We start from the raw sequence: 21,479 nt of genomic DNA, 5'->3' as shown, positions 1-21,479 counted from the left end.
GCCATACCACTTTCTTCTCACAATACTTAACCATTAAATAATGAAAAGAATCCGGTTGAAGTTCCCGGACTTCACATTGTACGAAAGCTTGTGATGAAAGATGAAAAGAGAATACGTAAGCTGGCTCTTCATTATATACAAATACCAATGAATAATCTCCTGCTACCCAAATGTATGCAGACTCCAATGAAAACTTTAACCATGTATTCGATCCTTTCGATATAAGTTTCGCGTCGGTCTCCACTTTTCCTATCAGCTGATGGTCAGTATTATAACAATAAGCACAAAAGTCATATGTATCTTCGATGTATCCTTTCAAAGCAACTTTTATATCCAATTTACCGGAAGTTCCGCAAACAGTTTCCTGCACATCAGGACGAGACACAGACACTCTTCTCACTTTTGGCTTAGGTAAATATGTTCCCTCAGTCAGTATCCGAAATCGGTAACATAATTGCGTCCCCATTATTTCCAACGGTGACTTTGCTTCCAAATCATTTTCCATATTACCAATCAATAAGAAGTAACGTCCCGGCAATAGTTTGCCTGTATCTTCATACGTAAAAGAATATTCGAATCCATCCGGATCAATTTGCTCTAATCGTTTAAAACCGGAACTCGACATCCCTCCCGATACAGCGAAAACAGAACACCGTTCGATGGATCATTTCCTGTAACCTTCCGTATCCACATCGTTATTCGAAGTACCTTCTTCGTATCCGATTTAAAATAAAGTTTATTTTTTCTCCTTTCATGATAAGTATCTTCCTCATTGGCAAAGACAACTAATTCTTCCAATTTATATTCACCCTCCGGTTTGGGATTGACCGGAATGAAATATGTCACTCCTTTATCCACGTAGCGGCTTTCTCTTACATATCCGAAATTATCATCTAATCCCGATATACCTGTTTCTTCTCGCATGCAGTAGTATCAGAGTTAGTTTTCCAATCCTCTATATCATCTAAAAAGGCTTTGATTTGTTCGTCCAAATCATTTAATTTCTCATCAATAGTTGTATCTTTCTTTTTTGTCATAGCACTATAAGTTTTAATATAAAAATGGAATAATAAAAAACGGTAAGCTAAATCACCCTTGACAAAGGGCAATACGAGAGTAATCTGTACGAATCGAGAAAGACGCATACAGGCTAAAAACATCTACAAATAATAAAAGAGAATAAGAAACTAGCGATTTTGCAGATATTCCGGACCTCTCATTTTGTAATCAACTACAAAATGCCGGATGGGTGTCCAATCTGTCAAAGAACACAACGTTAATGCATACAAAACTCCTCCATGAGCCTCGCAGTCATCGTTTCATTGTAATTCTTTGAAATTTGTTTTAGTAAACGGTTCTGTTTCATTAGAACATATAGTGCTTTTAAAGTACGGAGACAAAAATAGTTGGAAAATAAATATGATCCAACTATTTTAACAAAATATTTATTTGAAGCCTTGTTTGCCACCTTCAACAAAACTATGATTTATTGAATTTATAACGGTCTTAATTGCATAAGATTCGAATAAAAGACATAAATCACCCTACTATTTTCGGGTAATTGGACTGATGTCACTGGTTGAATATCAGTTATATCTTCTACAAAAAGAATAGGAGCAGGTGCTACGCTCTTTACAGAAGCGCTTTTCAACTTCGGATTTAAGAAGAAAGTATGCTTTTCATTGTTATCATTATACGTAAACTCAAAGGTATACCTGAAATCTCCAGTCAAGGTATCATCTATTTTTATTTGATAAATCCCCTCTCTTTTTCCTTCTTCACTACCTGTTTCAAGAGTAAACTTACCTTTAGAATTCTCTTTCAGATATGTATTTACATCTTCAGGCTGCAAAATACATTCGTTCCCTTGTTTTAAAAAAGAGTAAGACCTCAGTTCTTCTCTTACTGCCTCTTGCAATTCTTCGTCTTTCCAATATACATTATCCACAATCACCGAAATCTGTTCGGTTCTACCATACAATGATGCAACTCCATAAGAAACTTCTACGGGCAGTGTTGCAGAATTCCCATCTTTATCACTAATAGTCACCTTAGTTTTTCCTTTTTTATCATGCGCATTCAGTAATAGACGATCATTTTTTACAATTGCTGTCACTATCGTTTCATCAGAACTCTGAGCCGAATAACCTCCTTTTCCATTGGCAATTCCAATATCCATGCTCAAACTTCCATTCAAGTATAGCGTAGCATTAGAAACTGTATTAGTACAAGTTCCTGTTTCATTGTTCAGTTCCGAACCACTAAACAAAATAATTTCAGTATTGTCTTGGCAAGAAGTAAGAGATAACACAGTGGCAAGCAAAAATAAAAAGCCTAATAAAGTTTTTGTTTTCATATATCTGGTACTTAGATTAATTCTTCTTAAAGCATGTATTCACAATTAATTCATAATATAATAGTATAGCAGAAGTATCTATTATCCGCAAATATACACAATATGTACAGAAATAGATTACCTCTATCGGGAAAATATAGCTCTCTGACTCGCTTCACATATTTATAAGAAACAGCAGTTTTTAGAGAGAAGTAACCACTTTCTTTATATAAATCCGATGTGTTCCCCACCCGTCAATTCCGATACCCGAATCGGGTTGTTTTGCCCATTGGCGTAACTCTTCGGTAGCTGTCGTACGCAATAATCCTGTCATTTTCTGATATTCACGAACTGTCAGATAAGGATGATGCTCCAGATACTTCACTGCCAAAGCCAGCCGTTGTTCAGATGAATATTTTTTCGAAGAACGTCGTGGTTTCCAGGGAGCCCTTTCCAAATCACACCGTTCATTGATACGTCTTATCATCGTCTTTTCCACACGAAAATTCACATTCCCTACCATAATGCTTCGCGCGTTCCGGTGAGTTTCTCCTTCACCCGGTTTCTCGCGCTCCTTGTCACTGCATAACGTGAGAGATGGTGTAAACGTTCCGATACCATCCAACTTCACAGATTTACCATTTGCCATCAAATGTGCCATTTCGATAGCTACTTCCGCAAGTACTCCTTCTACAACTCCCCTATTAAATCCGCTACAGGATGTTATTTCGTATATCAGATCTTCGGTAGAAACTTGTTCGATCCTTGCCAGTTTTGGATAAAGTATCCGTTCGCCCGTTCCTTGTATGTCGGGCATTTCTTCCATGATGTACCTTGCCATAGTTCTTGTTTTTATTTCATTATTAGATATACTGTTGGCCATTAATAGAAAACTTATTCTCCATTAAGAGATAACTTGCTCTGTATTAATAGAAAACATTCTTTTCCTTAATATAAAACTATAACCGCAAGCTCCGGTTATATAACTGAAACTTTTGATTACATAATCAAAAGTTCCGGTTTCATAATCAGAACTTGCGGTTATAGTTTCTTTCTTACAAAAGTATACTTTATTTCTTGAAAGAACAAATTTCCTTCCGATCAAAAGTAATTTACGCATTACAAAGGTATGAAATAAATTCTTATTTATGCCATTAATACATTCTTTCATATTCTAATGTTTATGAATAATACTAAGTACGAGAATTAGCAACAAAGTTTAATTGAATAAAAACGGCATTACCGAACATATATAAATCATATTTTCAGTTTCTTTCTTGCAAGTCCGGGCACTTTACTTTATATTTGGAAATCGGTTTTCGTTAAACCAGTCTAATACATTTTTAGGAAAAGTCTATGCACTCCCAATAAATTGATACTTCAGCTGAAACGGAAACTTACTTAGAATCTTAATTTCAACTAATCTTAAACAGGCTCTTAAAAGTATCACAGATATGAAAAAAAAAGTATTATAAAGTTGTCGGTGTGGAGTAGTCTACTGTTAAATCTATGTATTTGTTTCAGCTTTGCCTCGCCTGTAGACGAATGGGAAGCTTTCGGAGACATTGCATTTGAAGATGGATTCGCACTCAGTCCTCTGAATACTAAGATAGTGGAAGAGAAAGGTGGATGGGAAAAAGCCTGCGTAGATACACTCTATTTTGAGAAACAGGCCCAAAAGCCTATTTGGAAAATAGCTCAATGGAACAGTAAACACGATTTAGGAAATACACTACCGATAAGGAATCAGGATGGCTCCATCACTTATACTAATCAAGGGAAAAAAGTTATCTGGAATCAAGATGGCAGCTTATGGTTGGAAATCAATACAAGTCAAGAGTATGATAAGCCACGGGAAGAGAATGAGCCATGGCCTCATCTTTTGATTGAGCAGAACTTCAAAAGTCAGCCCAATATAGGCAAAGTGAAACAATTGAATTTTTCGATGGAGATAAAATTGGAGAAATGTGAGAGGAAGATGTCCGACAGTGAGTATAATCCGAAATTACATACAGCTCAAACTCCCTTTTACTTCGTTTTGAGAAATATCAATAGTGAGGCTCCGGACTTTAACACCTTCATTTGGCTGGGTATTCCTTCTTATGATTACCGGCATCAACAGATGACTGACAAGGAAACTATTTCTTGGGATTTAGATACTTCCACTTATATTTATAATGTTCCCCAATTAGCCGTATGGGGCAATATCACTTTTCACGATAAACAATGGCATCAGGCTAAAGTAGATGTGCTGCCTCTGATTAAAGAAGCTATTGAGAAAATGAAATCAAAGGGCTTTTTTAAGGATACGACTTGGGAGGATATGGAAATCTGCGGGATGAATTTCGGATGGGAAGTACCCGGCACATTTGATGCAGCCATCAGTGTAAGAAATATGAGCTTGAAAGTGATAGACAAGTAAAAGAACAGTTTATAACTAGCTTTTATTCAGCATTCAATTTAAAGAATTATCATAGAGAATCATTAATAAACAATCACCTCACCTCTAATCAGCACTCAATTTGAGATGCTGATTTTTCCTTTTTTTTATTGGGGAAGAAAAAAGTCAGTCAAAGAAATTTCACTCCATTTATCCCGAAAAGACGGGGTTTTCGGTTTTAATGAGTGAACATGAGGAATAGGTTTAACGTGCTTCACTCCTTTTATCACTGATTCCGCATACGTTTCATTCATTTTTATTTCTCCTCTTACAACACCTTTTTTAGCGGCAACTGCATAGCCTTCTTTATCATATATCACACCGTTCATATACCACCCCAGAAATTGCCCGTTGAAATGATAAATCAGTCCAGATTCCTCCAAATAAGCCACCGGAATGCCGTCCCACATATAAATAGTCAAATCATCATCCACATAATTTATATAAGCGATAGGTTTTATATTCTTATCAAATAAGGTGACTTCTGCTTCCTGCGGAATAACAGGTTTATCATCATCTTTACTACATCCCGATACTAATCCCCCAATAACGAATAAAATTAGAAATAACTTTTTCATATTTTATAATATAAAATTCATTTTTATTATCCGCAAATATACAGATTATAAACTGAAACAAACAATCTTTACTTGCTAAAAGAATACCTGAATCCTGAAATAGAAGGCTCATTACAAATGAAAAAGCGTATCCGTTTTTACTCAGATACGCTTTTTCTCTTCAAACACAAACATTTAACTTATCGAATGCCAGATGTTCATCAATATAACGAATCCCATCCATCTTAAAAAGTCCTCGTAAAAGCATATAATTCAACATCCGTTGCACTATATACGGAGTGCCTTGCAGACAACTCTGATAAATTGCTTCCCGCAATTCCGCTGCAAAACGATCCGTATCGACTTCAGGAAGTAGAAAACCACAAATTTTACAATGTGTCAGTATATCAATGAACTGTTGTAGCCAGAACGTATTTTCCCGTTCAAAAGAAGAACGGTACTCATCATCTTCGGCAATATCCAACAGTAAAGTCTTCCCCATCGAATGTAACAGAGTGAGATACCCGTTTACAGTTATAAAAAGATGCCCCATGCACGAACTATCCATCCGTATTTGCTGCTGCTGTACACTGCCTCTGATCTTATTAGCAAAATCAGAAAGGCAAACACGAAACAGACAAACCTTGCTGGGAAAAAGTTTATAGAGCGTACGCTTCGACATCTTCATCCCCTTAGCTATGTCATCCATAGTCAGTCCGTTAGTTCCATGCAGAGACATTTCCCGTTTCGTGTAATCGAGTATCTGACTCCGTAGCGTTTCAGGATTCATACTATCCTCCTACATCCTACCGCCACCCAGCGACTGATATAGAGTAATCATTCCCTGGATTTCAGTAAAGCGGTTTGCCACTTGAGAAAGCTGAGCATTCAGCAACGTTTGCTGTGCGGTCAGGACTTCCAGATAAGTTATATCGCTATGTTTCATTAAAAGATTGGTACTCTTGACAGCTGTCTGCAAAGAAGTAACCTGTTTCTCATAGAAAGCGGCTTTCTCGCGAGCTGTCTGATACTGCACCAATGCTTCGTTTACCTCCACACCTGCATTCAATAATGTCTGTTCAAAATTGAGGCGGGCTTCTTCCTGTTGAGCTTTCGCTATTTTCAATCGGGCGATATTTGTACCTTTATTAAATAGAGGTTGCGTCAGAGAAGCTACTGCTGAAGCAAGAAACTTACCCGGATTTAGAATCATACTTCCGGCATTATTCGTCCAGCCAGCACTACCACTCAAAGTAATAGAAGGATAGAAAGAAGCACGCGCAGAGTTTGTCGAATAGAAAGCCTGTGCCAAAGAATATTCGGCACTACGTACATCCGGACGATTGGAAAGCATTTGCAAAGGAACTCCTATGGAGAAGTTTTCCGGCAACTGTTGATTATTCAATTTACCACGCTGAACAGTATGAGGAACTTCCGCCAGCAATAGACTCATGGAGTTTTCTACCTGATTGATTTGCTCTTTCAAATCGAGTACTGTCGTACGAATTGTATAATAGTTAGCCTCTGTCTGAGCCAATCCGGCTTCATTCATCATACCTGCTTTCTTCATGGCACGTGAAGCTCTTACTGTTTCCTGCCATGCTTTTTCCGTAGCTACGGCAATATCGTATTGAGCATCGAGCATCAACAAAGTATAATAATTGTTGGCTACGGCAGATACTAATTGCGTTTTTACAGCTTGCTCATATTCCTTACTTTGTTGGTAAGCTGCTTTTGCACTACGTTTCGTATTCGTGGTACGGCCAAAAATATCCAGTTCCCAAGAAGCAGTCACAGGCAATGAATAGGTTTGTGTAGCCTTTCCCTTATCAAAACTACTGGCTGTTCCTTCCGGTGAAAGAAACAAAGAAGGTAAATAGGATAACTTCGCCGTCATCAAAGAAGCTTCCGCTTCTTTCACACGCAAATGAGCTGTCTGCATATCCGTATTCTTCACCAGAACCGAATCTATCAGTACCTGTAGATGTGGATCGGTAAATACTTCCCGCCAAGAAAGATTCCCAAAATTCGTCGTATCGGTGGCAGCGACTGACTCGCTGCCATAAAGTCCCTCGGGAACTTCCGAAACCGACTTGTATTTATTATAAATACCGCAACTACTCAACATGACTGTCACTGCGGATAATAGTATTATTTTTCTCATATTTCTTTTTTATAATTGAAAACTCTGTGTCACTCTATAGTGAATCATTTCTTTCCTGCCTCAGACTTTTCTTCGTTACTTATCTTAATTTCTTCTTCGATCTGCCAGTCCTCTGTAGGTACACTTTGCATAGGGCGCAAACGCTCCTGCAACCATTGGAAAGCAATGAACAAAGTCGGAACAATGAAAAGTAAAGCTAACGTACCGATAGTCATACCACCGACTACACCTGTACCCAATGAACGGTTACCATTCGCACCTACCCCACTAGACAACATCAAAGGGAACAGACCGAAGATCATCGTCAATGCTGTCATCAGAATCGGACGAAGACGAGCTTTAGCAGCACTTACCGCAGAAGCAACCAGTCCCATTCCTGCCTTACGACGTTCGGCAGCATACTCTGTCAGCAAGATAGCCGTCTTCGCCAGCAAACCAATCAACATGATCAATCCCGTTTGCAGATAGATATTGTTCTCTAATCCGAACATCCTGGCAAAAAGGAAACTTCCCATCAATCCGCTAGGTACGCTCAAAAGAACAGCAAACGGAATGAGAAAACTCTCGTATAATGCACTCAGAATCAAGTAAATCATCAGGAAGCATATACCGAAAATGATAATCGTCGTACCACTTTGCTGATTTTCCTCACGAGTAATACCTCCGTAATCATAACCATATCCTTTGGGAAGAGCTTGTTCCGCAGTTTCCTGCACTGCTTTGATTGCATCTCCGGTACTGTAACCATCTGCCGGCATTGCATTTACCGCAATAGAGTTATACATATTAAAACGACTCAATGATTCTGCACCATAGCTACGTGTTAATGTAACAAACTGGCTTAACGGAGCCATCTCACCATTCGACATACGTACAAAAGCATTATCAAGAGAGGTCTCATCCAAGCGGAATAACGGATCTGCCTGAATCATTACTCTATACACTTTAGAGAAACGATTGAAGTTGGATACATACTGACCTCCATAATAACCGGAAAGGGTACTCAGCACTGCATCAGGAGTAATACCGGCACGTTTACATTTAGCAGCGTCCACATCTACGGTCCATTGTGGATAACGAACGTCAAACGTAGAATATGCCATCGAAATCTCAGGACGCTGATTCAATGCTCCCAAATATTGCTGGGTAGTCGTAAAGAATTCATTGATATCACCACCCATCTTATCCTGCATATGAAGTTCCAATGCATTACCCATACCATAACCCGGAATCATACCTGGAGATATAGCAAAGACACTAGCATCTTTAATATCAGCCGTACGAACGTACACCTGACCAATTACAGCCTGTACATTATCTTCATCATTCGGACGTTCACCCCAGGGTTTCAACTTCAGAATCAACATACCAAACGAACTTCCCTGTCCTGCCAATAATCCGTAACCGGAAACTTTCTGTACGTGAGCAATCTGAGGAATTTCCATCATACGCTTTTCAACACGTTCCATCACTTCGTCAGTCGTCGTCAATGAACTGCCTGACGCTGTACTTACATTGACGAATATCACACCCTGATCTTCGTCAGGAACCAGACTGGTCTTAGTAGTGTTCATCAGAAAAACCAATAGTACTATAGAACATGCCAGCAACGACCAAGTCAGCCACTTACGCTTGATAAAGAACAATACGATATTCTTATATTTTTCAACCATTATATCAAAAGCCGAATTGAATGCCTTACGGAATCGCGCCGCAAAATTATTCTTCTGTGTCCCGTCTTCATTAATATAAGGCTTCAGTAACAAAGCACACAATGCCGGACTTAATGTTAATGCATTGACAGCTGATATACCGACAGCCACCGCCATTGTCAGACCAAACTGAGTATAGAACGTACCGGAAGTACCTCCCATAAATGATACCGGAATAAATACTGCCATAAACACAAGTGAAGAAGTAATGACAGCATTACTGATTCCTTTCATCGCATCAATACTTGCCATATACGATGATCTATATCCCACATCAAACCTCGCCTGCACCGCCTCAACGACAATAATGGCATCATCCACCACCGTACCAATCACAAGCACCAACGCAAACAAAGTAAGCAAATTGATACTGAATCCTGCCAAAGCCATAAATGCGAATGTACCGACCAATGAAACAACAATTCCCACCAAAGGAATTAACGTAGAACGGAAATCCTGCAAGAAGACATATACCACAAGAATCACCAGAATGATAGCTTCAATCAACGTCTTCACTACTTCATGGATGGAAGCGAACAGGAAGTCATTCGAACTCATCATCTGTGTCAGTTCCACACCACGCGGAAGATCTTTACTTACTTCTTCAAGTAAGTCGTCAATCTGCTGGTTTACTTGGGTAGCATTAGAACCTGCCGTCTGGAAAACCATACACGAAATACCCGGATGACCGTCCATACCACCATGATACGCATAACTATCCTGACCTAGCTGTATCTCGGCAATGTCTTTCAGTTTCAAAACCTCGCCATTGTCTGTAGAACGAATGACAATCTCTCCAAATTCTTCCGGAGTAATCAGACGTCCTTTATACTTCATTGTATACTGATAGGTTTCGTTAGAATTCTCACCAAACGAACCGGTTGCAGATTCAATATTCTGTTCGGAAAGTACTGCAGTGATATCCGATGGGATCAGTTTATACTGTGCCATTATATCAGGCTTCATCCACACACGCATACTATACTCACCTCCCATAATCATCAGGTCACCTACACCGGAAATACGCAGTATCTGCGGTTTCAGGTTAATACTAATATAGTTGGAAAGGAAGTTTTCGTCATAGCTATCGTCCGGGCTGTATAATGAGAACATCTGCAAAATACTAGTTTGACGTTTGGAAGTAGTTACACCCACCTGGGTTACTTCTGCCGGAAGCTGTCCCGTAGCTCTTGATACACGATTCTGCACATTGACAGCCGCCATATCCGGATCTGTTCCCTGTTTAAAGTAAACGGTAATACTCACTGAACCGGAATTAGTAGCCGAAGAAGTCATGTATGTCATATCCTCCACACCATTGATAGCTTCTTCCAAAGGAGCAACTACACTTTTCTGCAAAGTTTCTGCACTGGCACCATAATAGGTGGTACTCACCATAATAGTAGGGGGAGCAATATCCGGATACTGCTCTACGGGTAGACTGAACAACCCGATGATACCCACAACGACAATCGTAATAGAAATGACTGCCGATAATACAGGGCGTTCAATAAAGGTTCTTAAATTCATGGATTAATCCTCCTTTGTTGTTTGATTTTCAGTAGTTGTCATCGTAGGTTGTGCCGTCTTCGCCTTAATAGGAGTACCTTCACGAAGTAATCCTACACCTTCCTTCACGATTACGTCTCCCGAAGCCAGGCCTTCATCCACGATAAATTCCTTACCTCCATTCACCCGGGTTACCTGTATCTGGCTTGATTGCGCTTTACCGTCTACTACCTTATATGCATATCTCTTATCCTGAATTTCAAATGTAGCTGCTTGCGGAATAACCAGTGCTTCTGTTCTATGCACCGGAATAACCACATTACCTGTACCACCACTATGCAACAGACCATCCTTATTAGGAAATACAGCACGCAAGCTAACGGTTCCCGTCGAACGGTCGATCACTCCGCTGATAGTCTCGATCTGTCCCTGTTGTGGATAAGCAGACTTATCATTCAACAGCAAATCAATCGCCGGCATATTCTTCAATGCTTCTTCCTTAGAACCATATTGACGAATCAAATTTAACAGTTGCTTTTCTGTCATCGAAAAGTAAACATACATATCCGAGTTATCAGAAACTGTAGTCAAAGGTTCGGCAAGATTAGAACTAACCAAAGCACCTACACGATAAGGCAATGTACCGATCACTCCATCTGCCGGACTTTTCACCACCGTATAAGAAAGGTTATTACGAGCACTTACTTCCTGAGCTTTTGCCTGTGCCAGTTGCGCATTAGCTGCCAAAAGAGAGTTTCTTGCTGTGCTCAAGTCAAAATCGGAAACTACATTTTCTTTATGCAGTTCCTCTTTGCTTTCGTAAGTCAGTTTTGCCGTAGCCTGAGACGCTTTAGCAGATTCCACATTAGCCAATGCAGTCTGTAACGCAGCCTCATAAGGTACTTGATCGATGATGAACAATGTTTGTCCCTTCTTCACACGCTGACCTTCAGTCACACTTACTTTAGTCAGTGTACCACTTACCTGAGGATAAATATCAATATCCTGACGTCCGCGAATAGTCGCCGAATAGGTGCTTGATATCATCCGGTCTGCCGGAGAAAGGGTCATCACTTCGTATCCTGTTTCCATTTGTGCCGGTGGTGCTTGTTTACATCCTACAGCAGCTAAAGAGCAAAGCAACATTAATGCCTGCTTCATTTTACATACCTTTTTACTCATTTTGTTGTTACCTAGTTAAAAAAATTACTGCGGCAAAGGTAAATGGATTCTATGATAGAAAACTATTCATAGTGTTTTCAGTTTTGTTCATTTTCGGAACATAAAAGCTAATATTTAGCAAAAAAATCTTATTTTTGCCTTCCTAAAAAAGAACTGTATATGAAAGAAAGAAAATCTATACTTGCTGTACTTCGTGAACCCTTTGTGGCTGGCACAGATGAAAATTTGTCACCAATCATGCACCACCTGTGGAAACTGGAAGGTGGTGCCATCTATTTCTGTCAAAGTGGGTGGGCACATGTAACGATCGACCTGAAAGATTATGAAGTTATTGAAAATACCCAAATAGTATTGTTACCGGGAACTATCATACGCATCAATGGCAGCAGTAGCGATTTTACCGCTTCTTTTTTCGGATTTCCACAAGATATGTTCCGGGAGGCTTGTCTCCGATTCGAACCATTTTTCTTCCAGTTCCTTAAAGAGAATCCTTGTTACACCCTTTCCGAAGAAAATACCGAAACCATTAATGGATTAATACGTGCGACAACGGCAATCTATAAAGATCGTGAAAATCGTTTTCGAAACCAAATAGCCAAAAATCATCTTCAATCCTTCATGCTGAACATTTATGATAAGTGTTACCGTTATTTCGACCGACGTGAAATTGAAGGTGGAAGCCGACAGGATGAAATCTTTAAGCATTTCGTCGCTTTAGTTCACGAAAACTGTATTTCTCAACGGGAAGTAAATTTTTATGCCAGTAAACTCTGTATCTCTACCAAATATCTAACGGGTATCTGTAGAAGTGTAACCGGCGATTCTGCTAAAAAGATTATTGACGACTTTGCTATTCTGGAGATAAAAGTGTTACTCCAATCCACCGGACTGACCATACAAGAGATAGCCCACCGACTCGGTTTCCCGGACCAATCGTATCTAGGAAGATATTTCAAACGGCACGAAGGAATGTCACCCAGAGAATATCAAAGTAAATATTCGATGTAAGCCGGACTAAATCCGGCTTACTTTTACTACCTTGACTATGGTTCGTCTGACTGCTCCTAACGCACATAGTAATGAACAAATAGCACAAATTATGAATGTTATCCCAGTAGATATAAGTATATCGCCTAAACCGACTAATGGAGAAACTATTCCACCGGCCGCAAAACACAGTGCACCCAGCAAAGCGGAAGCTGCACCGGAATACTGACGTTCACAGTCCATCGCCAAAGTAGTGGAAGTTGTAAAAGTCAATCCCATCATAAATAATAACGTAAACATCAGCAATTCATAGGTCCAGAAGTTGCATTGACTGTATAAAGCAACCATCATAAGGATAGACAAAACCAACATACCAACACACCCAGTCAGTGTTCCGTACTCAGTCTTACGGAATTTTACCGAAATAGCGGCAGCTGTCCCAATAGCTATTGCATTGACAGCAAAACAAATACTGAAAGCTAAAGGAGAAAATCCGTAATGCTGTTGGATTATAAAAGGAGAAGAAGCAATGTAGGCAAATAAAATGCCTTGTGCAAATGCTAATTGCAAGACATAAAGCATAAAACGACCGTTACGAACAATTGTACCGAAACTACGGAATGTAGCAACAACTCCTGTCTTCGAACGTTTTTCTACAGGCAGTGATTCTTTAAAACGAATACAACCAATCCACAACAATATTCCCAAAAGCAACAGGATCACGAAAATACCTTTCCAACCCACTGTGCCTGTCAGCAATCCTCCGATAACCGGAGCCGCAACGGGAGCAACTCCATTTATTGCACCAATTATTGCCAGCATTTTAGCTAATTCTTTTCCCGAAAACTTATCTGTTGATATCGAACGGGAAATTACTATTCCTCCTGCTCCAGCTATACCTTGTACTAATCTTAATGTAACAAACGAATAAATATCCGGCACAAACAAACATAACATAGTAGAAATCATAAATAACACTATCGACACCAATAATAGCGGACGTCTGCCATATTTATCACTAAGAGGTCCAAAAAAGATTTGTCCCAACGCCAAGCCTATCATACTTGTAGTAAGTCCTAACTGTACCATAGAAGAACTTGTGGAAAAATAGTCTGTCATCGAGGGCAGGCTGGGTAAATACATATCCGTAACAAAAGGTCCGAATGCTGTCAACATTCCTAACAATAACAACAGAAAGACCTTTGAATTTTCTTCTTTTATTGCATTCATAATCTATCTTTTAAATTTGAGTGCAAAGGTATGGGCTTTCTATCTATATGAGAACGTCAAAACAAGAACAAAATTAGTACTTTTCAGAACAATTCTAGAGTGAAGAATCACTTTGTAACAGATAGCTCAGCCAATTCTTAATTTAATTCGTTTTAGTATTATAAGTATTCTTTCATTTTTTTCTGCAATATAAGAATGATTCTCGATAGTATCTCTTTCATTCATAAGGAAGTGAAGAATCTCCTCTTCGGCATATACAAAGAAGAGATTCTTTCTCCCTACGGTAGTATGAATATACCGTAATATAAAAGCTAAAAGATGTTTTGAACGAAGCTAATGACAGATACCGTAACATTACTACTTACTTGATAAAACCACAAATTAAATAACTTGGTTAAGCATCATCCAAGAATAAAAAAGAGAAAGAGTATTCGTTAAAAAACATTATATTTGTAGATATATAAAGTCACAACTTACCTATTATTTTTTATAATTTTGCAAATCAAAATAGAAAACAAGTATCAATATGAAACTTAAGTATTATCAAATTTCCATTCGCTATAAAAACAAAATGCACGATTTCCACAGTTGGGGAGTAGCTGCACAGATATAATCATTCTCATTTTAATGACTCGCCACAATTCAAAACGCTGACCTTCAGGAAAGGAAGCATGATATAAGAGCGAATATTTTAATCACATTAATTATTTATTTTACTTTATGAGCAAAAAAGGATGGCTCATAGTACCGCTATGCGTGGCACTATGCAGTCAGAGTTTGTCTGCCCAGACGTCATCAAAACAGGTGTTGGGCATTAATGAAATCTTTCGTCTGGCAGATGAGAACAGCCAGAGTATCCGAACGTACAAAACCGGAAAAGAGGCAGCTGATGAAGCTTTAAAAGCAGCCAAATCAGAACGGTTGCCGGATATAGGCGCTTCACTATCGTTCAGTTATCTTGGTAATGGATATTTATGGGATCGTGATTTCACAAATGGTCAGAATATTCCGATGCCTCATTTCGGCAATAACTTCGCCTTGGAAGCGCAGCAAGTGATCTATGCAGGTGGAGCAATCAACAGCGGAATCGCTCTGGCTGAACTCGGGCAAAAGATGAGTGAATTAGATTGGCAGAAAAATCGTCAGGAAATACGTTTTCTTCTGACCGGTTATTACCTGGATCTGTATAAACTAAACAATCAGATACAAGTATTACAGAAAAATCTCGATTTAACAGAACAAGTGATACGTAACATGAAAGCACGACGCACACAAGGAACGGCTTTGAAAAATGATATCACCCGCTATGAATTACAAAAAGAGACGTTAAAGTTGCAGCTTGCCAAAGTTCAAGATGCTTGCAAAATCATGAACCATCAATTAGTGACTACTCTTCACCTACCTGTCGGAACAGAAATCATTCCTGATTCCACTTTACTAGAAGAAGAAGTGAAAGCACTGGCAGAAAATGACTGGCAGCAATTAGCTACTCAAAGTAATGTAGGTTTGCAACAAGCACAACTGGCTGTGAAAATGAACGAACAGAAGGCCAAACTGGAACGTTCGGAACTCCTTCCCAAAATAGCTCTTGTTGCAGGAGAACATTTGGATGGTCCCATCACCATTGAAGTTCCGGTATTGAACAACAATTTTAATTATTGGTATGTAGGAGTAGGAATCAAATACAATCTTTCTTCATTGTTCAAAAACAATAAGAAAGTCCGTCAGGCAAAATTGAATATACAAAAATCACAGGAGGAATATATTCTTGCACAAGAACAAGTTGAGAATGGTGTTCAAGCCAATTATGTTAATTTCCTTACCTCTTTTACCGACTTACGCACACAAGAAAAAAGCGTGGAACTGGCTGATCAAAACTACAGTGTAACCAGCAACCGTTACAAAAACGATCTGGCGTTACTTACCGATATGCTTGACGCCAGTAACATGAAGCTAAGTGCTGATCTTGCTCTGGTTAATGCACGTATCAACGTGATCTACAGTTACTACAAAATGAAATATATCACACATACCCTTTAAAATACAATAGATTATGATAGCTAGAAAAACTCAAAAGATTATATACAATATTCTGATTCTTTGTTTCCTCATCGGCGGTGCAGCCTATGTTTGTTCCCGTTTTCTTCATTTGGGAAGTATAGAATATACTGATAACGCACAAGTTAAACAACACATTACTCCGATTAATACCCGCGTACCGGGATTTATAAAAAGAATCTGTTTCGAAGAATATCAGCCGGTACATAAAGGTGATACGTTGCTTATCATCGAAGATGCGGAATTTCGACTTCGCGTTGCTCAGGCAGAAGCAGATTTGGCAAACGCTATGGCAGGAAGGCAAGCTACCACCATCGGTATTGCCACCACTCAAAACAATTTGAGTGTAAACGATGCAAGTATAGAGGAAGTTCGCGTACAAATGGAAAATGCCAAACGTGAATTGGATCGTTTTGAAAAACTACTGAAAGACGATGCAGTTACCAAACAACAATATGATAATGTACATACAGCATACGAAGCAGCAAAAGCACGCTACGAACAAGTATCACGTGCCAAGCAGTCTACATCGTTAGTTAAAAGTGAACAGACCCACCGCTTAGGACAGAATGAAGCAGGAGTCCGTCTGGCAGAAGCTGCACTCGAGCTCGCTCGTCTGAACCTTTCTTATACAGTTATCATTGCTCCATGCGATGGAACTACGGGACGAAAAGAGATACAGGAAGGACAACTGGTACAACCGGGACAAACAATGGTTGATATTGTAGATAATAGTGACCTGTGGATCATAGCCAACTATCGCGAAACCCAATTACCTAATATTAAAGAGGGAGCCGAAGTAGAAATGACCGCAGACGCAGTGCCGAATATAATTTTCAAAGGAACTGTAGAATCCATTTCGGATGCAACAGGAGCAGCTTTCTCTATGATTCCACAAGATAATGCCACGGGAAATTTCGTAAAAGTAGAGCAACGTATCCCCGTCCGCATCCGTCTGAAAGGAAACAAGCCCGAAGACTTAAAACGTTTACGAGCAGGGTTCAATGTAGAATGTGAAGTAAAATATTAACATATGGGAGCACCTGTTTTAAACGGTCCTTTCACGATGCCGATGTTTCGTAGCTTTGTGCCACGAAAAATACAACCATGGATTTATCTATTCATTGCTGTTACCTTCCAATTATCGGGGGGAGTTTATTTGGGAGCATTAAATCAGATGATCGGTGGCAAAGTACTGATGCGTGAAGATATTCTCATGTGTATGTACGCCAATCTGGCGGGAATGGCAATCTACTTTCCGCTATTATTCCGAATGAAGTTCCGCTTTACCAATAAAACTTTGCTTACATCGGCAGCATTGGGAGTTTTGCTTTGCAATCTAGTAGCGCCATCCATCAGCTTTCTTCCACTTTTGTGGTTGGTATGTTTCATTGAAGGTATGTGTAAAATTCAGGGAACTTTTGAGTGCATGTCCAATATCCAGTTGTGGATGACGCCGACACGAGATTTCACCGTATTCTTTCCATGGCTTCATATTGTTATTTTAGGCAGCATTCAGTTGTCAGACTTGATAACGACCTATTTAATGTACCACTACAACTGGACCTATATGCACCTCTTTATTGTAGGGTTAATGTTAATAGTCTTATTTATACAGTTTACTTGCGTTAAACATTTCCGTTTCATGCGCAAGTTCCCACTATTCGGTATTGATTGGCTAGGCGCAGCTTTATGGGCCGCTTTATTAGCCGAAATCACTTTCCTATTTAATTATGGTGATTGGTACGATTGGTGGAACAGTCCTGTTATCCGGCAATTATCGGTAGCAATCATCATCACCCTAGTATTTTGTATCTGGCGTATGATGACCATCCGCCATCCGTTTCTTGAACCTAAGATGTGGACTTATCGGTTTTATTGGCCGTTACTAGGACTGATTACGATAGTAGAAGCATTTCTGGCAACAGAACACGTATTAGAAGAAGTCTTTTATGAAGAGGTGATGAAATATGAAGAAATGGTCAGTGTACAATTAGATTGGTTTGCTATCATAGGTATTATTGGTGGTTGCCTGTTTTCTTACTGGTGGATGCACGTCAAACAATATAATTATGTACGTCTTATCATTGTCGGATTTGTTGGACTAATAGGTTACTTAATCGGATATTACCTGACTCTTTCGACTGACATTCATATCTCCCAACTCTATCTGCCAACGATTTGTCGAGGCTTTGCTTATGCAGTATTAAGTGCCACTTTCATGGTATGTCTGGAAGAGATTATGACCTTCCAACATTTCTTTCAGGGATTAAGTGTATTCAATATGCTCCATATGGTAGTCGGCGGAGTACTGGGCTGTGCAATCTATTCACAAGGATTGGCTTACTACGTACCCGACAATCTGGGACGTTACGGATCGGCGATCGATCATGTATCTTTCAGTAACAATCCATTCCATCTTGGTCATTATATGGAAGAATTTATTAGTCAAATGATGGAAGTGAGCATCAAGCAAATTTACGGCTGGGTGGCCTATGCATGTATTTTCCTCTTTCTGCTGTTATTACTCTACGACTTTCCGATACGCCGTTCTTTAAAACGTATGCCCAATTGGAAAAATGTAGCCCGAGAAGTTAAAAATACATTTTGGCGTACATCACATGCTCCATCCGATAAAAGATAATAAAATAACATATAATTTTGCCATAAAGCTACAATTCCAAACTTTTATTCCTACATTTGCAGCCAATTGATAATTTACAAAAAATACAACTAGTATGGCTAAGATAACCAAAGAAGCCGCTCTGCTCTATCATTCACAAGGCAAGCCCGGCAAGATTGAGGTAGTTCCTACCAAACCTTATAGTACACAGACAGACTTATCACTCGCTTATTCTCCCGGCGTGGCAGAACCATGCCTCGAAATAGAGAAGAATCCACAAGATGCTTACAAATATACAGCCAAAGGAAATCTGGTAGCCGTAATCTCTAACGGTACAGCAGTACTTGGTTTAGGTAATATAGGTGCTCTTAGCGGTAAACCCGTAATGGAAGGTAAAGGTTTACTTTTCAAAATTTATGCAGGAATTGATGTATTCGATATTGAAGTAGACGAAAAAGACCCGGATAAATTTATCGAAGCTGTTAAAGCAATTGCTCCCACTTTCGGTGGTATCAATCTGGAAGATATAAAAGCTCCGGAATGTTTTGAAATCGAACGCCGTCTGAAAGAGGAACTCGATATTCCCGTCATGCACGATGACCAACATGGAACTGCCATCATCTCCAGTGCAGGATTGGTAAATGCACTGCAAGTGGCCGGCAAAAACATTGCAGACGTAAAAATCGTAGTGAACGGTGCCGGGGCCTCTGCTGTCTCCTGTACTAAATTATATGTATCTCTGGGTGCACGTCTGGAAAACATCGTGATGTTGGATAGCAAAGGAGTCATCAGTAAAGCACGTACTGACCTGAACGAACAAAAGAGATATTTTGCAACGGACCGTACTGACATTCATACTTTGGAAGAAGCCATTAAAGGTGCTGACGTATTCCTCGGCTTGTCAAAAGGAAATGTGCTAAATCAGGATATGGTACGTAGTATGGCTCCCATGCCGATCGTATTTGCATTAGCGAATCCGACACCAGAAATCTCTTACGAAGACGCCATGGCTGCCCGCCCAGACGTATTGATGGCAACCGGACGTTCCGACTATCCGAACCAGATTAATAATGTAATCGGATTCCCTTATATTTTCCGCGGTGCATTGGATACACACGCCAAAGCAATCAATGAAGAAATGAAGATTGCAGCTGTACACGCTATTGCTAATTTGGCAAAACAACCTGTACCTGATGTGGTAAATGCAGCATATCATGTAAACAATTTCTCGTTCGGCCCTGAATATTTTATTCCGAAACCGGTAGACCCACGCCTCATCACAGAAGTTTCCTGTGCCGTAGCCAAAGCTGCCATGGAAAGTGGAGTAGCACGTATAGAAATCGAGGACTGGGACGCTTATCGTGTCCATCTCCGCGAATTGATGGGATATGAATCAGAATTAACCCGTCAATTGCACGACACAGCTCGCCGTAATCCACAACGCGTTGTATTTGCCGAAGGTGGCCATCCCAATATGCTGAAAGCTGCAGTCGAAGCCAAATCCGAAGGCATCTGTCATCCTATATTATTAGGTAATGACGAAGTGATCGCCAAAATGGCTCAGCAATTAGACCTTAGCTTGGAAGGTATTGAAATCGTAAATCTCCGCCATCCGAACGAATTGGAACGTCGTGAACGCTACGCTCGTATTCTAACAGAAAAACGTGCTCGCGAAGGTTTTACTTATGAAGAAGCCAATGACAAAATGTTCGAACGCAACTACTTCGGAATGATGATGGTTGAAACTGGTGATGCAGATGCTTTTATCACCGGAATTTATACCAAATACAGTAACACCATCAAGGTAGCAAAAGAGGTTATTGGTATCCAGCCCGGATTCAAACACTTCGGTACGATGCATATCCTCAACTCAAAGAAAGGTACTTTCTTCCTTGCCGATACGCTAATCAACCGTCACCCAGACACAGAAACTCTGACTGATATAGCCAAACTTGCTGACAAAACAGTACGTTTTTTCAATCATATCCCTGTTATGGCTATGCTCTCTTATTCCAATTTTGGAGCTGATACCTCAGGTAGTCCTGTAAAAGTGCACGAAGCAATCAACTCTATGCAGAAGGAATTTCCTGATCTTGCCATTGATGGTGAAATGCAAGTAAACTTTGCTCTCAATCGTGAACTTCGTGACGCTAAATATCCGTTTACACGTCTGAAAGGTAAAGATGTAAATACGCTGGTTTTCCCTAACCTGAGTTCGGCAAACATAGGTTACAAATTGCTTCAGGCAATGGATCCCGATACAGAATTTATTGGTCCTATCCAAATGGGATTGAACAAGCCGATTCACTTCACCGACTTCGAAAGTTCTGTTCGTGATATCGTTAACATTACTGCCGTAGCAGTGATTGATGCTATCGTTGAAAAGAAGAAAAAAGGAAATCAATGAGAAAACCATTATCCAAATCACAAATAGTTTGCGTCAGCCTACTTTGGCTGGCGCTTTGCTATTTGGTTCTAACAAAAGCCGAACGTATTGACGGAATGACAGTAGTAATGCTTATCATTTCGGCAGCATTAGTCTTTATTCCTGTCTATAAGTCTATCAAAAAGAACAAATAATATCTTTTTTCCCATTTTTTATGCGATAAAATATCAAATTTGATATTTTATCGCATTTTTCTTTATAAAATGTTTGCTAGTTTAATTTTTATCTTTACTTTT

General features: G+C 39.6%; 19 protein-coding genes. 7 read left to right on the top strand and 12 right to left on the bottom strand.

Annotated elements, in window-relative coordinates; translation table 11 throughout:
• The 6 genes from EJF25_RS05410 to EJF25_RS05390 form a co-directional block, all read right to left on the bottom strand.
• Positions 1 to 625: hypothetical protein (locus EJF25_RS05410; protein ID WP_148098084.1), on the bottom strand; the 625-nt coding region annotated here is incomplete at its 3' end.
• The gene (locus tag EJF25_RS05405) at positions 598 to 924 is read right to left on the bottom strand and encodes an NUDIX hydrolase (RefSeq protein ID WP_125040350.1); all 327 of its coding nucleotides are present in this window, start codon (positions 922 to 924) and stop codon (positions 598 to 600) included. The genes EJF25_RS05405 and EJF25_RS05410, both read right to left, overlap by 28 nt.
• Complete coding sequence (locus EJF25_RS24825; protein WP_160119377.1) at positions 894 to 1,037, bottom strand: hypothetical protein; 144 nt, start codon at positions 1,035 to 1,037, stop codon at positions 894 to 896. The genes EJF25_RS05405 and EJF25_RS24825 overlap by 31 nt, the downstream gene beginning before the upstream one ends.
• 458 nt (positions 1,038 to 1,495) lie before the next feature.
• On the bottom strand, positions 1,496 to 2,356 hold the full coding sequence (locus EJF25_RS05400) for a hypothetical protein (RefSeq protein ID WP_125040258.1): 861 nt from the start codon (positions 2,354 to 2,356) through the stop codon (positions 1,496 to 1,498).
• Positions 2,357 to 2,537: 181 nt separating this feature from the next.
• Entirely contained in the window at positions 2,538 to 3,176 is a 639-nt protein-coding gene (locus EJF25_RS05395; RefSeq protein ID WP_125040259.1) for an HU family DNA-binding protein, read from the bottom strand.
• A 63-nt stretch (positions 3,177 to 3,239) separates the two neighbouring features.
• Positions 3,240 to 3,506 carry a hypothetical protein gene (locus EJF25_RS05390; RefSeq protein WP_033886907.1) on the bottom strand — a complete coding sequence of 89 codons (267 nt, stop codon included), beginning with the start codon at positions 3,504 to 3,506 and terminating at the stop codon, positions 3,240 to 3,242.
• Positions 3,507 to 3,818: 312 nt separating this feature from the next.
• Here EJF25_RS05390 and EJF25_RS05385 point away from each other — a divergent pair, with 312 nt between their 5' ends.
• Entirely contained in the window at positions 3,819 to 4,757 is a 939-nt protein-coding gene (locus tag EJF25_RS05385; RefSeq protein WP_125040261.1) for a hypothetical protein, read from the top strand.
• A gap of 125 nt (positions 4,758 to 4,882) precedes the next feature.
• Here EJF25_RS05385 and EJF25_RS05380 read toward each other — a convergent pair whose 3' ends face one another.
• The 5 genes from EJF25_RS05380 to EJF25_RS05360 form a co-directional block, all read right to left on the bottom strand.
• Entirely contained in the window at positions 4,883 to 5,353 is a 471-nt protein-coding gene (locus EJF25_RS05380; protein ID WP_125040262.1) for a 4-fold beta flower protein, read from the bottom strand.
• A 160-nt stretch (positions 5,354 to 5,513) separates the two neighbouring features.
• Complete coding sequence (locus EJF25_RS05375; protein WP_125040263.1) at positions 5,514 to 6,122, bottom strand: TetR/AcrR family transcriptional regulator; 609 nt, start codon at positions 6,120 to 6,122, stop codon at positions 5,514 to 5,516.
• 9 nt (positions 6,123 to 6,131) lie between these two features.
• Positions 6,132 to 7,496 carry a TolC family protein gene (locus EJF25_RS05370; protein ID WP_125040264.1) on the bottom strand — a complete coding sequence of 455 codons (1,365 nt, stop codon included), beginning with the start codon at positions 7,494 to 7,496 and terminating at the stop codon, positions 6,132 to 6,134.
• A 44-nt stretch (positions 7,497 to 7,540) separates the two neighbouring features.
• On the bottom strand, positions 7,541 to 10,738 hold the full coding sequence (locus EJF25_RS05365) for an efflux RND transporter permease subunit (RefSeq protein WP_025075656.1): 3,198 nt from the start codon (positions 10,736 to 10,738) through the stop codon (positions 7,541 to 7,543).
• Between the two features lie 3 nt (positions 10,739 to 10,741).
• Positions 10,742 to 11,899, bottom strand: a complete 1,158-nt coding sequence (locus tag EJF25_RS05360; RefSeq protein WP_125040265.1) for an efflux RND transporter periplasmic adaptor subunit — start codon at positions 11,897 to 11,899, stop codon at positions 10,742 to 10,744.
• Positions 11,900 to 12,058: 159 nt separating this feature from the next.
• Here EJF25_RS05360 and EJF25_RS05355 point away from each other — a divergent pair, with 159 nt between their 5' ends.
• Entirely contained in the window at positions 12,059 to 12,907 is an 849-nt protein-coding gene (locus tag EJF25_RS05355; protein ID WP_025075654.1) for a helix-turn-helix domain-containing protein, read from the top strand.
• Between the two features lie 6 nt (positions 12,908 to 12,913).
• Here the strand turns inward: EJF25_RS05355 and EJF25_RS05350 are convergent, their stop codons facing one another.
• The gene (locus EJF25_RS05350) at positions 12,914 to 14,116 is read right to left on the bottom strand and encodes a multidrug effflux MFS transporter (protein ID WP_125040266.1); all 1,203 of its coding nucleotides are present in this window, start codon (positions 14,114 to 14,116) and stop codon (positions 12,914 to 12,916) included.
• Between the two features lie 720 nt (positions 14,117 to 14,836).
• Here EJF25_RS05350 and EJF25_RS05345 point away from each other — a divergent pair.
• The 5 genes from EJF25_RS05345 to EJF25_RS05325 all read left to right on the top strand — a co-directional run bounded on the left by EJF25_RS05345 (position 14,837) and on the right by EJF25_RS05325 (position 21,377).
• The gene (locus EJF25_RS05345) at positions 14,837 to 16,156 is read left to right on the top strand and encodes a TolC family protein (RefSeq protein WP_125040267.1); all 1,320 of its coding nucleotides are present in this window, start codon (positions 14,837 to 14,839) and stop codon (positions 16,154 to 16,156) included.
• A gap of 13 nt (positions 16,157 to 16,169) precedes the next feature.
• Positions 16,170 to 17,204 carry an HlyD family secretion protein gene (locus tag EJF25_RS05340; protein ID WP_125040268.1) on the top strand — a complete coding sequence of 345 codons (1,035 nt, stop codon included), beginning with the start codon at positions 16,170 to 16,172 and terminating at the stop codon, positions 17,202 to 17,204.
• Positions 17,205 to 17,207: 3 nt separating this feature from the next.
• A complete protein-coding gene (locus EJF25_RS05335; protein WP_125040269.1) occupies positions 17,208 to 18,818 on the top strand; it encodes a hypothetical protein in 1,611 nt (536 codons plus the stop codon).
• A 94-nt stretch (positions 18,819 to 18,912) separates the two neighbouring features.
• Entirely contained in the window at positions 18,913 to 21,204 is a 2,292-nt protein-coding gene (locus tag EJF25_RS05330) for an NADP-dependent malic enzyme (RefSeq protein ID WP_125040270.1), read from the top strand.
• Entirely contained in the window at positions 21,201 to 21,377 is a 177-nt protein-coding gene (locus EJF25_RS05325) for a hypothetical protein (protein WP_125040271.1), read from the top strand. Before EJF25_RS05330 ends, EJF25_RS05325 begins: the two co-directional genes overlap by 4 nt.
• Positions 21,378 to 21,479: the final 102 nt, after the last annotated feature.

Origin of the sequence: Bacteroides faecalis (assembly GCF_003865075.1) — a bacterium.
Classification (GTDB): Bacteria; Bacteroidota; Bacteroidia; order Bacteroidales; family Bacteroidaceae; genus Bacteroides; species Bacteroides faecalis.
The sequence above is the reverse complement of the archived record's forward strand: the minus strand, read 5'-3'. Positions and strand labels throughout refer to the sequence as shown.